The organism is Streptomyces brevispora (genome assembly GCF_007829885.1).
In the GTDB taxonomy this organism is placed as follows: Bacteria; Actinomycetota; Actinomycetes; order Streptomycetales; family Streptomycetaceae; genus Streptomyces; species Streptomyces brevispora.
In genome coordinates, this window is record NZ_VIWW01000001.1 from 1,461,904 (window position 1) to 1,475,876 (window position 13,973).

At 68.3% G+C, this 13,973-nt stretch carries 14 protein-coding genes; 9 read left to right on the forward strand and 5 right to left on the reverse strand.

All coding sequences use genetic code 11. The features are described from left to right. The first annotated feature begins 52 nt into the window (after positions 1-52). The 5 genes from FHX80_RS06845 to FHX80_RS06865 are packed head-to-tail and all read left to right on the forward strand — an operon-like array spanning position 53 to position 5,016. Entirely contained in the window at positions 53-826 is a 774-nt protein-coding gene (locus FHX80_RS06845; RefSeq protein WP_145767118.1) for an electron transfer flavoprotein subunit beta/FixA family protein, read from the forward strand. 48 nt (positions 827-874) lie between these two features. Next, positions 875-1,837: an electron transfer flavoprotein subunit alpha/FixB family protein gene (locus tag FHX80_RS06850; protein WP_145763381.1), complete on the forward strand. Its 963-nt coding sequence runs from the start codon at positions 875-877 to the stop codon at positions 1,835-1,837. Positions 1,838-1,878: 41 nt separating this feature from the next. Continuing rightward, the gene (locus FHX80_RS06855; protein ID WP_145763382.1) at positions 1,879-3,315 is read left to right on the forward strand and encodes an MmgE/PrpD family protein; all 1,437 of its coding nucleotides are present in this window, start codon (positions 1,879-1,881) and stop codon (positions 3,313-3,315) included. Positions 3,316-3,358: 43 nt separating this feature from the next. Further along, the gene (locus tag FHX80_RS06860; RefSeq protein ID WP_145763383.1) at positions 3,359-4,222 is read left to right on the forward strand and encodes an HTD2 family dehydratase; all 864 of its coding nucleotides are present in this window, start codon (positions 3,359-3,361) and stop codon (positions 4,220-4,222) included. After that, positions 4,219-5,016: an HpcH/HpaI aldolase/citrate lyase family protein gene (locus tag FHX80_RS06865; protein WP_145763384.1), complete on the forward strand. Its 798-nt coding sequence runs from the start codon at positions 4,219-4,221 to the stop codon at positions 5,014-5,016. Before FHX80_RS06860 ends, FHX80_RS06865 begins: the two co-directional genes overlap by 4 nt. 42 nt (positions 5,017-5,058) lie before the next feature. Here FHX80_RS06865 and FHX80_RS06870 read toward each other — a convergent pair whose 3' ends face one another. Further along, positions 5,059-6,330: a CoA transferase gene (locus FHX80_RS06870; protein WP_341874007.1), complete on the reverse strand. Its 1,272-nt coding sequence runs from the start codon at positions 6,328-6,330 to the stop codon at positions 5,059-5,061. A gap of 81 nt (positions 6,331-6,411) precedes the next feature. Between FHX80_RS06870 and FHX80_RS06875 the strand changes: the two genes are divergently transcribed. The 4 genes from FHX80_RS06875 to FHX80_RS06885 all read left to right on the forward strand — a co-directional run bounded on the left by FHX80_RS06875 (position 6,412) and on the right by FHX80_RS06885 (position 8,710). Next, on the forward strand, positions 6,412-6,960 hold the full coding sequence (locus FHX80_RS06875; protein ID WP_145763386.1) for a nuclear transport factor 2 family protein: 549 nt from the start codon (positions 6,412-6,414) through the stop codon (positions 6,958-6,960). Between the two features lie 210 nt (positions 6,961-7,170). Then, entirely contained in the window at positions 7,171-7,350 is a 180-nt protein-coding gene (locus tag FHX80_RS35520) for a hypothetical protein (protein WP_244318657.1), read from the forward strand. Between the two features lie 5 nt (positions 7,351-7,355). Beyond that, a complete protein-coding gene (locus tag FHX80_RS06880; protein ID WP_244318538.1) occupies positions 7,356-8,276 on the forward strand; it encodes an IS3 family transposase in 921 nt (306 codons plus the stop codon). Between the two features lie 77 nt (positions 8,277-8,353). Continuing rightward, positions 8,354-8,710, forward strand: coding sequence for a hypothetical protein (locus FHX80_RS06885; protein WP_208764593.1), 357 nt, complete (start codon positions 8,354-8,356; stop codon positions 8,708-8,710). A 194-nt stretch (positions 8,711-8,904) separates the two neighbouring features. Here the strand turns inward: FHX80_RS06885 and FHX80_RS06890 are convergent, their stop codons facing one another. The 4 genes from FHX80_RS06890 to FHX80_RS06900 form a co-directional block, all read right to left on the reverse strand. Further along, the gene (locus FHX80_RS06890; RefSeq protein WP_145763388.1) at positions 8,905-9,474 is read right to left on the reverse strand and encodes an SMI1/KNR4 family protein; all 570 of its coding nucleotides are present in this window, start codon (positions 9,472-9,474) and stop codon (positions 8,905-8,907) included. A 2,071-nt stretch (positions 9,475-11,545) separates the two neighbouring features. Then, entirely contained in the window at positions 11,546-11,722 is a 177-nt protein-coding gene (locus FHX80_RS34610; RefSeq protein WP_167523376.1) for a hypothetical protein, read from the reverse strand. 54 nt (positions 11,723-11,776) lie between these two features. Then, positions 11,777-12,094 carry a hypothetical protein gene (locus FHX80_RS06895; RefSeq protein ID WP_145763389.1) on the reverse strand — a complete coding sequence of 106 codons (318 nt, stop codon included), beginning with the start codon at positions 12,092-12,094 and terminating at the stop codon, positions 11,777-11,779. A 956-nt stretch (positions 12,095-13,050) separates the two neighbouring features. After that, positions 13,051-13,953: a MauE/DoxX family redox-associated membrane protein gene (locus tag FHX80_RS06900; protein WP_145763390.1), complete on the reverse strand. Its 903-nt coding sequence runs from the start codon at positions 13,951-13,953 to the stop codon at positions 13,051-13,053. Between the last annotated feature and the right edge of the window lie 20 nt (positions 13,954-13,973).

Sequence of the window (13,973 nt, forward strand, 5' to 3'; positions counted from 1 at the left end):
GGCCGATGGCCCCGTGCATGAAAGGGCCCATGCCTTGAAGATCGTCGTCTGTGTGAAGTACGTGCCCGACGCCACCGGCGACCGGCACTTCGCAAAGGACCTGACCACGGACCGGGATGCCGTGGACGGCCTGCTGTCGGAGCTGGACGAGTACGCGGTGGAGCAGGCCCTGCAGATCGCCGAAGGCCGACTGCAGGAGGGGGCCGATGCCGAGGTCACCGTCGTGACCGTCGGCCCGGAGGACGCCAGGGACGCGATCCGCAAGGCCCTGTCGATGGGAGCGGACGAGGGCGTGCACGTCGAGGACGACGGCATCCACGGTTCGGACGCCATGGGCACCTCGCTGATCCTGGCCAAGGCCATCGAAAAGACCGGTTACGACCTGGTCGTCACCGGCATGGCCTCCACCGACGGCACCATGGGTGTGCTGCCGGCGATGCTGGCCGAGCGCCTGGGCCTCCCGCAAGTCACCTGTCTGTCCGCGATCGACGTGGCCGACGGCAAGGTCACCGGCCGCCGCGACGGCGACGCCGCCTCCGAGGAACTCGAGGCCACCCTGCCGGCGCTGGTGTCGGTCACCGACCAGTCCGGTGAGGTCCGCTACCCGTCCTTCAAGGGCATCATGGCCGCGAAGAAGAAGCCGGTCACGTCTCTGGACCTGGACGACCTCGGCATCGAGGCAGACGAGGTCGGCCTCGATGGCGCCTGGACCGAGGTCGAGGACGCGGCGCCCCGCCCGGCCCGTACGCGGGGCACGATCGTGAAAGACGAAGGCGAGGGCGCCAAGCAGCTCGCCGGGTTCCTGGCCGACCAGAAGTTCATCTGAGCCTGAGCTGCCTGCCCCCGGTCTCCATCGAACAAGGAGTGATTTCCCATGGCTGACGTTCTTGTCTACGTCGACCACATGGACGGTGCCGTCCGCAAGCCGACCCTCGAGCTGCTGACCCTAGCCCGTCGTATCGGTCATCCCGTCGCCGTGCATCTGGGGCCGGGCGGCGCCGACGCCGCGAAGATCCTGGCCGAGTACGGCGCGGTCAGGGTCCTGACCAGCGATGCGGCGGAGTTCTCAGATTACTCGGTCGTACCGAAGGTCGACGCTCTCCAGGCCGCCTACGACGCAGTCTCTCCGGCGGCGGTGCTGGTGCCCTCTTCCGCAGAGGGCAAGGAGATCGCCGGCCGCCTTGCCGTGAGGATCGGCTCGGGCATCATCACCGACGCCGTCGACCTCGAGAACGGCGACGACGGTCCCATCGCGACGCAGTCCGTGTTCGCGGCCGCGTTCACCACCAAATCCCGTGTGTCCAAGGGCACTCCGGTTATCACCGTGAAGCCGAACTCGGCCGCCCCGGAGGTCGCCCCCGCCGCCGGCACGGTAGAGGAGCTGGCCGTGAGCTTCTCCGAGGCTGCGACCGGCACCAAGGTGACCGTCCGCACCTCGCGTGGGTCCTCGGGTCGTCCGGAGCTCACGGAGGCGGCGATCGTGGTCTCCGGTGGCCGTGGCGTCAACGGTGCCGAGAACTTCGTGGTCATCGAGGCTCTCGCCGACTCGCTCGGCGCGGCCGTCGGTGCGTCGCGCGCCGCGGTGGATGCGGGCTGGTACCCGCATGCGAACCAAGTGGGCCAGACCGGCAAGTCCGTCTCACCACAGCTGTACATCGCCGCCGGCATCTCTGGTGCCATCCAGCACCGTGCCGGCATGCAGACCTCCAAGACCATCGTCGCCATCAACAAGGACGAAGAAGCACCCATATTCGAACTCGTCGACTACGGCGTCATCGGCGACCTCTTCGACGTCGTCCCCGCCCTCACTGGGGAAGTCGAAACCCGCAAGAGCTGATACCCGCTGCCGGAACACCAGTTCGCGAAAGGACTTCCTCCATGGCCGTCACCCTCACCCAACACCTCGCCGACTTCACCGCCGCCACCTCGTACAGCAATCTGCCGCACGAGGTGGCGGACGACAGCAAGCGGGTGCTCCTCGACTCGATCGGCTGCGCCCTGGCCGCCGTCGACGAGCCCCGCGGGCGCATAGCCATCGAGTACGCCGGCCTGCTGGGCGGAACGGACGAGTCCGCCACCATCCTCGGCTCGGACAAGCGCAGTTCGGTGTTCGGCGCGGGGTTCGCCAACGGCGAGCTGATCAACGCCCTCGACTTCGACGCCGTTCTCCCACCTGGCCACGTGGCGCCGTACGTGATCCCCGGAGCTCTGGCCGTTGCCGAGGAGCGCGGCGCGAGCGGCAAGGAGCTGATCGCGGCCGTCGCGCTCGCGCATGAGATCACGCACCGCTTCGGCAAGTCCATGGACTACCTGCGCGACACCAAGGACGGCAAGACCGCTCTGTCACCCGTGGTGGGCTTCAGCAGCACCATCTTCGGTGCCACCGCCGCGATCGGCAGGCTCCGCGGGCTGTCCGCCTCGACCCTCGCGCACGGCCTCGGCATCGCCGCCACCTCCTCCCCCGTCAACGCCCACCGCGCGTGGATCGCGCACGCTCCCAGCTCCACCGCCAAATACCACCTCCAGGCCGGAACCCTGGCGCAAACCGCACTGACCGCGAACTGGATGGCGGAGCTGGGCCACCGCGGCGATCTGCAGGTGCTGGACGACGCCGAGGTCGGCTACCGGCGCTTCATCGGCACCGGCCGCTGGGCCCCCGAGAACCTGACCGACGGTCTCGGCACCCGCTGGGACTTCCCCGCCCAGCACAGCTACAAGCCGTACCCGCACTGCCGCATTCTGCACGCCCCTCTGGACGCGCTGATCGAGATCGTCGAGACCCACGACATCAAGCCGCAGGAGATCGAGTCGATCCGCGTCTGGGGCGAGGGCTGGGTCATGGAGCCGGTGTGGCTCAGCCGTGAGGTGGAGCACGTGCACGACGCGCAGTTCAGCATCGCGCACGGCATCGCTGTCGGCGCCCACCGCATCACCCCCGGCCGTGGCTGGCAGGACCCGGACCTGGTCTTCGGCTCCTCAGTACGTAGTCTCATGGACAAGGTCACCTATGAGTCCCACCCCGACTACGTGACCGCGATCGAGGCGAACCCCTCGGCCCGCCCCACCCGCGTCGAGGTCACCACACGCGGCAGGACGTACACCGCCGAACGCAGTTTCGCCAAGGGAAGCCCCTCCCTGGACCTCGCGACGTACGCGACGACGGACGAACTGGTCGGCAAGTTCCGGCACAACGCCTCGGGGGTGCTCAGCGAGGCGGACACGGACCACGCAGTCGAAACACTGCTCAATCTGGAGACGGCCACGGACGTGAGTACCGTGCTGCGCGCGCTGACCCCTTCCGGCTCGCGCCGGTAGCCCCACCCACCCCCAGAGCCCCACGGACCAGTTGGAGACAAGGATGCCGCTGACCGCGGACGAACTCGCAGCCCACGTCGATTCCTGGGCCCCGACCGCGCTGGTGCGCAAGGATGATCTGTCCCCCGGCCCGGCAGCCGCCTTCGCCGCGCTGCTCGGCCGGCCCGAGGACGGGCCCGCCGCCGGAGATCCGCTGCCACCGCTGTGGCACTGGCTGCACTTCCTGGAGTGGGTGCCGCAACAGGACCTCGGCCCGGACGGGCATCCACTGCACGGCCACTTCCTGCCGCCGATCCCGGACCGCCGACGCATGTTCGCCGGCGGCCGGTACGAGGTGAGCCGCCCTCTGCTCACCGGCGTCCGCACCCGGCGGACCAGCAGCCTCGGTACGGTATCGGTCAAGCAGGGCTCCGCCGGCCCCCTGCTGTTCACCACCGTGCGGTACGAGTACGCCCAGGAGGGCCACGTCTGCGCCGTCGAGGAGCAGGACATCGTGTACCGCTCCGGCTCTGCCCCAGCGGTACCGACTGCACTCACAGCGTCGGAGGAGCCCGAGTCCAAGGAGAGCTGGCAGCTTCCGCTGGTCCCGGACCCGGTGTCGCTGTTCCGCTTCAGCGCGCTCACCGCCAACGCCCACCGCATTCACTACGACGCCCCGTACGCCCGGGAGACCGAGGGGCACGCCGCGCTGGTCGTACACGGTCCGCTGCTGGCACTGCTGATGTTGGAGCTCGCCCGCCGGAACGAGCCCCGCACCGTGCGGAACTTCTCCTTCCGCCTCCGCAGTCCGGTCTACACAGGCGAGCCACTGCTCGCTCATGGGACACCGGACGGCGACCGTGCCGCTCTGCGCGTCTCGACCGGCCGAGCGGACCGGCACAGCACCGGCGAGGTGACCTTCGCGTGAACAGTGCCCTCACCCGGGCCCGCACCCTCCTCTTCGTGCCGGCCGACCGCCCCGACCGCTTCACCAAGGCAGCCGAAAGCGGCGCCGGCGCCGTCATCCTCGACCTGGAGGACGCGGTGGCTCCGGAGCGCAAGGAGGAGGCCCGTCGGCATGCGGCCGCCTGGCTGTCGTCGAACGGGCACGCCTTGCTCCGGGTCAACGGCCCGGGGACGCCCTGGTATGAGGCGGATGTGGCGATGGCCGCCCGGTCCGGGACGCCGGTCGTCGTACCCAAGGCGGAGGACCCCGCAGCCCTCTCAGAACTCGGCGACCGCCTCGGCCCCTCCGTAGTCATCGTCGCCCTCGTCGAGACGGCGCTCGGCGTCGAGCGGGCCTTCGATGTGTGCTCCTCACCCGGCGTCGTGCGGGCTGCGCTGGGGAACGTCGATCTTGCGGGTGAGCTGGGCGTTTCCCCCGACGACCACGCAGCGCTGGCCTATGCCCGCAGCCGTCTGGTGTGCGCCGCAGCTGCAGCTGGGTTGGCGCCGCCCGTGGACGGCGTCACCACCGCCGTCCGGGACGAGACCGCTCTGACCGCCGATCTGGCCCACGCCCGTCGCCTCGGTTTCGCCGGGAAGCTGTGCATCCATCCGGCTCAAGTGGCGCAGTCCGAAAAGGCGTTCGCCCCCACGGAGGAGGAGCTTCGCTGGGCCCGGGAGGTCACGGCTGCACGGGAGGGGGTGTCCGTGGTGAACGGAAAGATGGTCGACAAGCCCGTGCTCGAACGGGCCCGCCGGATGCTCGCCTCTCCTTGAGGACGCGGATGGGCTCCACCGTGCCGGAGCCCATCCGCATTTTCAGAACGGGGCCACGACACCCCGGTCGACCAACCCGCCCAGCTCTGCTCCGTCCAGGCCGAGCACCTCGCCAAGCACCTCCCCAGTGTGCTCGCCGAGCCTCGGCGCCGTAGCCACCGGCCCGTACTCCTCGCCCCGGCGCAGGGGCGAACGCGCGGTGAGCACCTCCCCGATGCCGGGCTGATCCACCTGCCCGATCACTCCGGACCCGCCGCCCGCGCGGATCTCGGCGGCCACCTCCCCCATGGTCCGGTACCCGCTCCACAGGACATGGGCCGCGTCCAGCTCCCGCGTCACCTCATCCAGCACGCGGGCCTCGAACCAGGGGCGCAGCACTGCGGCAATGGTTTCGCGCAGCCGGAAGCGCTCGGACTCCTCGTCCAGGTCGACACCCAGGACGTCCTCCAGGGCTGCGAACACCTTCTCCGTTCCGGTGACGGTGCGCAGCGCCGCCCACTGCCGTGGGGTGAGCGCCACCACCATCACGCGCCGCCCGTCCCCTGTGGCGAAGTCGACGCCGAAGCTGCCGTACAGATGGTTGCCGTGGCGCGACCGGTCCCCCTGCTCCTCGGCCTCGGCGAGCCAGCCCATGCCGGCCACCCCGGCCAGGGCCACATCGTGCAGGGCCAGTTGAAGGAAGGCGCCCTGCCCACTGCGTTCCCTTCTGTGCAGCGCAGCGAGCAGGCCGGTAACGGCCGTCATGCCCGCGAGGAGATCCCAGGCGGGCAGGACGTGGTTGACCGGGTCGCCGGACCCCGCGGGGCCGGTGAGATGTGGCACGCCGACCTCGGGGTTCACCGTGTAGTCCACTGCCGGACGGCCGTCTGCGTAGCCCTGGATGTGCACCTGGATCACGTCTGTGCGCCGCTCGGCCAGGACCTCGTACGACAGCCAGGGACGCCCTGCGTTGTTGTCGACGACGATGCCGTTGTCCCTGCCGGAAGCTGTGGCGAGTGCGATGACCAGCTCGCGTCCCTCCGGGCTGCGCAGGTCGACGGCGACGGAGCGCTTGCCCTTGTTCAGCGCCGTCCAGTACAGACTCTTCCCCGTGCGCTCCGACACCGGCCACCGTTGATAGTCGGGGCCACCGCCGATGGGGTCGACGCGAATGATGTCGGCGCCGAGCTGACCGAGCGTCATGCAGCCCGACGGGCCAGCAACGAAGCTCGCACACTCCACAACGCGCAGCCCCTCAAGGGGTTTTCCTGTTGAACCGGGCATTGTCACAGCAGACCTCCAACTGGCGCGCATGCGGAGCGAGCGCACATGCATTAAATCTATTACGCATGATATATCTTCTAGCCGCTAGAGGGTACGCCATACAGGCGGTGGAATCGGAGGCGAACGTTCGCGATGACAGCATCACCGAAGGCACTGCAACGCCTGGTCGACCGGCAGGAGATCCAGGATGCGCTGGCCCGCTACGCCCGCGGGGTGGACCGCGGCGACTGGGAGCTGGTCAGGTCCGCCTACCACCCGGACGCCCACGACCAGCACGGATCCTTCAACGGCGATATAGACGGCCTGATCTCCTGGCTTACCGACCGCTTCGAGGGGGTCGACAACTCCGTGCACTTCCTGGGCAATTGCCTGATCGAGCCGACCGGTCCCGATAGCGCCGTCGTCGAAACCTACTTCGTCAGCGCGCGCCTCACCACGAAGGACCCACATCGCACGATCGACGACGGTGACGCGCTCAGCCGACAAGCATGGGGGCGTTACGTGGACCGCTTCACGCGGCGCGACAGCATGTGGCGCATCGCACGTCGCACAGTCGTTGTCGACGGCCGGTTCCAGTCCCCCGCACTCGGCGGCGCCCGCACGGCCGATGGCTCCTGGGGCGCCCGGAACCGAACCGATCCGCTCCACGTGGCCCGCTCCGCCGCAGGGCTTACCGACTGAACGCACACCGGCCGGGTCGGCGATACCCCCGTCGGCCAACAGGGAGCCCGATCGAGTCAGTGGCCATGCTCCGGGTCCTGCCCACGATCGACTTCCCTGCATAGATGCCCTGATTCGAGGCGTGGACGCTGGCGAACAACCTCATCGAGCTCGACCTCTCGGCCCATCCGGCCGAGGTCAGTCGAGGTCAGGGCATGCCTGCGATACCGTATGTCATTAGTTCAGCACGAGATCGACGCCGGACAGCGGCCGGGGACGACGACGGAGGAGTCCGCCCAGCTCAAGGCACTGAAGAAGGAGAACGCCGAGCTGAAGCGGGCGAACGACATCTTGAAGGCGGCGGCGTCTTTCTTCGCGGCCGAGCTCGACCGGCCACACACACGCTCGTAGCGTTCATCGACGAGCACCGGGACCGCTTCGGCGGGGTCGAGTCGATCTGCAGAACGCTCACCGAGCATGACTGCAAGATCGCCCCTTCCACGTACTACGCCTGCAAGAAACGCCTCGAAACTCCCTCGGCCCGTTCCGTGCGCGACGAGGGTCTCAAGGAGTGGATCCAGGACGTCTACACGTCCAACTACCGCGTCTACGGCGCGAGGAAGATCTGGCGCGAGCTGAACCGGCAGGGACATGCCGTGGCCCGCTGCACCGTCGAGCGCCTGATGCGCGAGCTCGGCATCCAGGGTGCGGTGCGCGGCAAGCGCGTCATCACCACCCTCCCCGGCGGACAGACCGAGCGGGCTCCCGATCTGGTCGACCGCGACTTCGTCGCCGCCGCCCCGAACCGGTGCTGGGTCGCGGACTTCACCCACGTGAAGACCTGGGCCGGCGTCGTCTACGTCGCGTTCGTCGTGGACACCTTCTCCCGCCGGATCGTCGGCCGGTCCGCCGCGACCGTGAAGGAGACAGTCTTCGTGCTGGACGCCCTGGAGACGGCGATCTGGCAACGCGACCGCGACGAACAGCCCGTCCGGCCGGGTGAGTTGATCCATCATTCCGACGCCGGGTCGCAATACACGAGTTTCCGGCTCGCCGAGCATCTGGACGCCGCCGGCATCGCCGCCTCGATCGGATCGGTCGGCGATGCCTACGTCAATGCCCTGATGGAAAGCACGATCGGCCTGTTCAAGACCGAGCTGATCAAGCCCCGACGGCCATGGAAGACGCTGCCCGATGTCGAGCTCGCCACCGCCGAGTGGGTCGACTGGTACAACCACCGACGACTCCACGGTGAGATAGGCCCCGTCCCACCCGTCGAATACCAAGCCAACTACTACACCGAACTCACGAAACCCCAGGTCATCACCACAATCTGAGATCTCTACCGAACCCGGGGCGGTTCATCTGTGAGCGACGGTGGAAGACGTACAAGGACACCGGCCTGTTCAGCGACATGTGGTCCGCGGACGCAGGAAAGCCGATCACCGACAAGAAGAGCTGCGACGAGTTCACATTCGCCAATTCCCTGCAGAGCGGCGGAAACGTCAACGGCCCCAACCCCGTCTCGTACAGCGGAGCAGAATGCGTGCAGACCTATCTCAGGCGCAATCCCGACGACACCATGAGCCTGAATCTGCGCCCGGACGCACCGGCACCCACCTGGAAGGAGCCCTGCGGCCGGTCGTCTATGTCGAACTGGGTCAACCCCCAGTCGATGCAGCCCTTCGGGACCTTCATCAGCGTTGAGCGTCTGACGGAGGACGACGACTACTGGCTGGACCTCGACGGTTTCACCGCACCCACGCCGTAGCAGTGCAGTGAAGTGAGAATGCCCCCCACGGCCGGCCGTGGGGGGCATTCCTGTTCTGTTTGCCGAATCCTCGCAGCGACGGCGACATCTTCGGGATGCGCCTCCCGCACGACTGCGTCACGACCTCCTGGGTGATGCTCCGGCCACGCTGCGGTGCTCGGGGTCAAGTGCCTCGACAACCGGGATACTTCACGTCACGACCAGAGGAGTCGCCCTTCGTCGACCTTGCAGACCGGGTGGTCTCCGTCGGCGATCTTCCTCAGCATCTCTGCCAGGGAGTCGAAATACTGGGCCAGTGATTCGTACTCACCCGTGATGGTGATCTCCCCGACGAACCACCTGCCGATCCGCCCGTCCCGCGTGTCGATGAACTTTCCGGCCCAGCCGTCCTGGTCGGACAGGAAGGGGATCCACTCATTACGCCAGAACGGATTGTCCGGCTGGTCCGGCGGGTCGAACCCACCCGGCCTGGAGCGGTTCGCATAGAGGCTCTCGATGGATCGGATGCCCAGGAAGAAGCTGCCCTCGTCCGGGAATCCGGCGTAGCCACAGCATTCGACGTCCTCGTCCACGTCTTCCTCAGGAAGATCCAGATTGTTCTGCAGCAGCCACGCCCGCAGGTCCTGAGGGAGGGCGACGCCCATGCGCTCCTCGGCGGCCGCGAGCATGTTCTCCGTAGCCGGCCCGGGAAGATCCGCGTGATCACCCGGGGCGTGCTGCTCAAGCAGACCCATCACCCGGGACCAGCCCTCCTCGACACTCATTCCCCTCTTCCTCCCTGCTCGGATGTCCCCGCGACTGCGCCACCGCGGGTGAGACCGCTCGAAGCGTCGGTGTCGGCCGCTGAAGTCCCGAAGCCCGTGGGTGGAAAAGCCATCTGTGGGAGAGCGCCGACCGGCAAACCTCGCAGGGATAGTACTCGGCGCGAACCACCTGCACCGTCCCACCCCCACCTGGTGCTTTCCGGCCGCGTCCGGCGATGAGCCGGGCCGGCCGACTCGTCGTTGCAGGTCCTGGCCGGAACGGGGTGTGAGGCCCGTGGGCCAATTCCACCTCATCGGATCCGTGGCGATGGCGCCGACGATCCGGACCAGTAGGCGCGGGGGGGCAGACGTCGGTCACCACGGCCGGGGGCGCGGGTCCCGGCGGGGTCCGCCGTGATGGAACCGACTGACCTCCTGTGCCCGGACCTGCTCGGCCTGGCGCAGGCGCACGTCCTCTGTCCCCTCCAGCAGATATGCATTGCACAGCATGCACCTGCCTCCACTGCGCACCCATACGGCGAGTACCGCCTTGGATGAAAGACGGCTCCGCTTCCCGCCGCCCCCGCTCATCAACACCGCCTCCGTCCCTCCCGTCAGACCAGACGCTAGACGACACCTCCCCTGTTACCAGAGGGATTTGACAAAGCGCGGCGCGGCCCTCGAAGTGCATCTTCCGCTGAAGGAACGAGGACTCTGGCAAGCGCAGCCACGTCGAGCTGAGGAAGGCTCTCGGCGTGAGTGCACAGATGCCGTGCCCCGGAACGCAGCACCGGGGCGAATACGCTCTCTCCGGCCGGGCGGGACTCCAGCCGGTGATGGGCGCGGGCGGCCGCCAGCAGCGGCCGGGCAGCCCGGAACCACGTACAGGGCGCAGGACCGGTGTGCGGTGTGCGGTGTCATGGATCTGAATGACAGAGATGTCGCCTGTGATGTCAAGGTCGCGTGTACTCCGCAAGCTGCAGAGCCTGACCCGGACGAAGGCCAGCACGCTCAGCGCCCCGGCGATGAGTGGATGCGCGAGAGCATTCAAAACAACTGTGCCCTGCGGTGAGACGTGGACCGCGGGTGCGGCGTCCATCAGGTGCGCCGCCGCATCGCACCCAGGCAAGCAGAAGCCGCCCGCTCCGGGCCGCGCCGATGCAGGCGGTGTCTCCTGGCAGACCGGGCACGGCAGGGAGCGGGGACGTCATGCGATGTGGCGGGTTGTGGACGGAGCGCGAAGCCTCCCTCGGCGGCCGTGGGACCGCGCCACGACGCTCTCTAAGGAAACCGCCGTAAAAGACCAGGTCAGACGCCCCTGAAGTGCGCTGACACGCTGCGACAGCGGGTCAGTACCGCACGGTGCGCGGCCAGTACCGCACGGAAAACAGCCGGGCAATCCACGTTTCCGCAGGTCAGAACGTTTCCGCAGGGTAAAACTGGTGGGGCGGGTGGGACTCGAACCCATAAGAGTGACGCCTCTCACCTGCGACGATGCCGAAACAACGGACATAGCCACCCGTTTCCATCCGGCTGTATCCCCCTCGATCCGGCATGAACGGGGGACCGTGCAGCGTTCGCTGCACCAGTCCTTCTTCACTTCAACGCGACCACGGCCCCCGAGGCGTAGGGCGGAGCCACATTCGAGGGGCAACGGATCACCCGGGCTGCGGCGAGCTTCGTGAGCCCCCTGACACCGTGACCAACCCACGGCGCGGCTACGTTCCGTAGCGGACAGGCCGGCGACAAAAGCATCGGGTCGCGATGTCGCCGGGGGTGCGACGTGCGGAAGTATGCCGCTCAGGTGCGGACCAGCAGTGCGTCGCGGGCGATGCCCTCCCTGCATCAGCTCGCCGTCGGTGTGCTCCGCCTAGCAGGGCGGAACGACATCACCGAGGGCCTACGCCATCACGGACGGGATCTGACCCGGCCGCCGGCGCCCCCGGACTCACATGATCATTTCCAACCGATCGCGATAGCGACGCAGTTGTGGGGCGCCGCGGCCATGCACCATTGCGGGCCGGGGAATACGCTTCTCGAAAGTTCGGCCGCGCCTGCCCCAAGCACGGCGTCTTTCGGTTCATGGGCGTGCTCACTGCTCGGCAAGTCGGTAGGTGGCGCTGTCCGGGTCGATCTTCACGATGACGCCTGTTGCGGCAAGGTCGCGGAGGGCTTTGCGGGCTCGCTTCTCTTGCTGCCGCTGGTTGCCGTCACCGTGACCGGCGTCGCGGAGCGCGGTCACGGCGCGCCGGGTGTCCCAGGTGGCCACCGAGGGCCCGGATGCGCTTCTCCAAGATCTGCGCGATGGTCACGGGCGTGGGCCTTATTTCTCGGCGCGGTGATACTTGCGCTTGTGATTGGCGATGCTCTCCGCCGTTCCTCGATAGCCGGGTTCGCTGGAGCACTCGCGGCACTCCTCCCAGACGCCGGCGTCGACCGCAGCGCGGCTGACGGAGTGATGGGGCCCATAGCCGTGGGCGTGGAGGAACTCGGGCACGGAAGAGCCGTACTTGATGGCGATGACGGCGGCTTCGGCGACCTTGTCGTGGCCGGGTGCGAAGAACTTGCCGAGGCCGACTTCCTTCTCACAGCCGCACCAGCACGTGCCGGTGGGAATGAGGCGGAGCTTCTTCTCTGTCATGGGTCGAGCATGCCAAACCCTTGCATTGATTCCAAGGGTTTGACCCAAGGATTACCCCCAAGGGTTACTTTGCATCCGGGACAGCAACTGCCCACATCGAGCGGGCCCTTGAACCATGAGCACCGCACCTGGACCTCACGAAGCCGGGCGGCCCAGCAGGGGGAAGTTCATCCCAGCCGTCACCTGACAGCCGAGCGCCGTCCCGATAAGGAACAGAAAGGAGAAGACCGGCAGCACTCCGGGTCCGTGGAACCCAGCAACCCGCGGCGACACGCGCCGGCGCGCCTCGAACGACCCGAGGTCGTTACGGGCGACCTGCCGAGCAGGTCAACCACCGAACTCCACTGACGGTCTCAACCAGGCCCTCGTCCGGTTCACCCCCGCTCGCGCGGGAAGCACGTCTGCGAGGGGAAGGCGGGGATGCCGAGGAACGGTTCACCCCCGCTCGCGCGGGAAGCACCGTCGCGAGTGCCCCGGCCCGGAGTGCCTTGACGGTTCACCCTTCCTGACCTGCGACTTCAGGGACGCTTTGCCGTTTCTTGACCGTCGTCTCTCCTCATCGCTACTCATGATGTCAGACGCCTGTTTGAAGTACCGGCGGTGTCAAAACCTCATAGCAACAATGCAGTTGGGGGGGGTACTCGTGGCGGTGCGGAGGTCGTTGACGCTGGAGGAGCGTGAGGAGATCGCGGCGGGTCGTGCAGTTCGGGGAGCGGCGGGCCCTGTCGTTGATGAGCGACGCGAAGGCCACGGCCAGACGGATGGCGAGCGCCGCACCTCGTCAGTTCCCGGACCAGCCAAGTATGGAGTCATGTCAGCTCGACGGCATGGCAAGTGGGAGTACGCGCCCCACCCCAGTGCCCCCATCTCACCTGCGGTCCGCCAAAGGACCGGAGACGGGTCCCGGAGCGGGCGTGACGCCCCCGGACCCGCCCCGCCCGCTCGCGCAGGCCGCGTCAGCCGGCCAGCGGCAGCGCCTTCTGCGACGGCACCGCGCTCAGCAGCTCCGCTCCCACCGGCTCCCCGCTGTCCGCGTCGAGGAAACTGACGCGGACCAGGGGGTCGCCGGGGGTGTCGCGGCTGGATGTGGCGTCGAGTGCGAACACCACGGAGACCGGCCGGACCTCCTCCGCAGTCTCGTACACACCCGAGAACTGAAGGATGCGCCAGCCGGCCTCCTCCCAGTGGTCCAGCAGAGCCGACCGGACCACGGGTGAAGCGGCTTGCCAGGCCAGGGACGCCTCCAGCAGCTCGACGCTCGCGGCGACCGGCACCTGCTCTCCCGCCCCGGTGCCGAAGAGCGGGTGGCCGAAGACCCGCAGTCGCGCCCGGCGCAGCGGCAGCAGCCACCACCGGTCGAGATCGGCCGAGAGCGCGATCAGTACGATCGCGGCGGCGGCCAGGAATCCGAGCGACGCGGCGGGCCGCCCGGAGACGATGGACCACCAACTGCCGTGTGCCACGGCCGCCGCCACCCCGCTCACCAGCACCGTCGCGGCGCGTGCGAACGCGCGCCAGGTGATCGGGGTGTCCTCGTTCGCCGAGCAGCCGCACGAGGACTCCGGGGCGAGCGCCCGCCCGTAGCCGAGGTAGCCGAGGAACCCCGCGCCGAGAAGGGCGGCGGCCGCCCCCGGCGCCGGGTTGGCGGGTACGGCCAGCAGCCCTGCGGCGACGAGCAGTTCTGCGGCGCCGACACCGCGCAGCACCAGCACCGCTCGCTCGCTGCTGCTGAGCATGCGGGCCAGCGCCGTCTTCGGTGCCTGGAGCACGGTGCCGCGGCCGAACAGCTTGACCGCGCCGGTCCAGCCCAGCAGACCGGCAAGGACCAGCGGGGCGAGGCCCGTTGTCAGTGAGAGCATCTCTCCGTCCTCCTCCTCGG

What these genes read in the sequence shown, in the direction of transcription:
- FHX80_RS06850 (WP_145763381.1), top strand. Translation starts at nt 875, where the DNA reads ATGGCTGACGTTCTTGTCTACGTCGACCACATGGACGGTGCCGTCCGC.
- FHX80_RS06855 (WP_145763382.1), top strand. Translation starts at nt 1,879, where the DNA reads ATGGCCGTCACCCTCACCCAACACCTCGCCGACTTCACCGCCGCCACC.
- FHX80_RS06860 (WP_145763383.1), top strand. Translation starts at nt 3,359, where the DNA reads ATGCCGCTGACCGCGGACGAACTCGCAGCCCACGTCGATTCCTGGGCC.
- FHX80_RS06870 (WP_341874007.1), bottom strand. Translation starts at nt 6,330, where the DNA reads ATGCATGTGCGCTCGCTCCGCATGCGCGCCAGTTGGAGGTCTGCTGTG.
- FHX80_RS06875 (WP_145763386.1), top strand. Translation starts at nt 6,412, where the DNA reads ATGACAGCATCACCGAAGGCACTGCAACGCCTGGTCGACCGGCAGGAG.
- FHX80_RS35520 (WP_244318657.1), top strand. Translation starts at nt 7,171, where the DNA reads ATGTCATTAGTTCAGCACGAGATCGACGCCGGACAGCGGCCGGGGACG.
- FHX80_RS06885 (WP_208764593.1), top strand. Translation starts at nt 8,354, where the DNA reads ATGTGGTCCGCGGACGCAGGAAAGCCGATCACCGACAAGAAGAGCTGC.
- FHX80_RS06890 (WP_145763388.1), bottom strand. Translation starts at nt 9,474, where the DNA reads ATGAGTGTCGAGGAGGGCTGGTCCCGGGTGATGGGTCTGCTTGAGCAG.
- FHX80_RS06895 (WP_145763389.1), bottom strand. Translation starts at nt 12,094, where the DNA reads ATGACAGAGAAGAAGCTCCGCCTCATTCCCACCGGCACGTGCTGGTGC.
- FHX80_RS06900 (WP_145763390.1), bottom strand. Translation starts at nt 13,953, where the DNA reads ATGCTCTCACTGACAACGGGCCTCGCCCCGCTGGTCCTTGCCGGTCTG.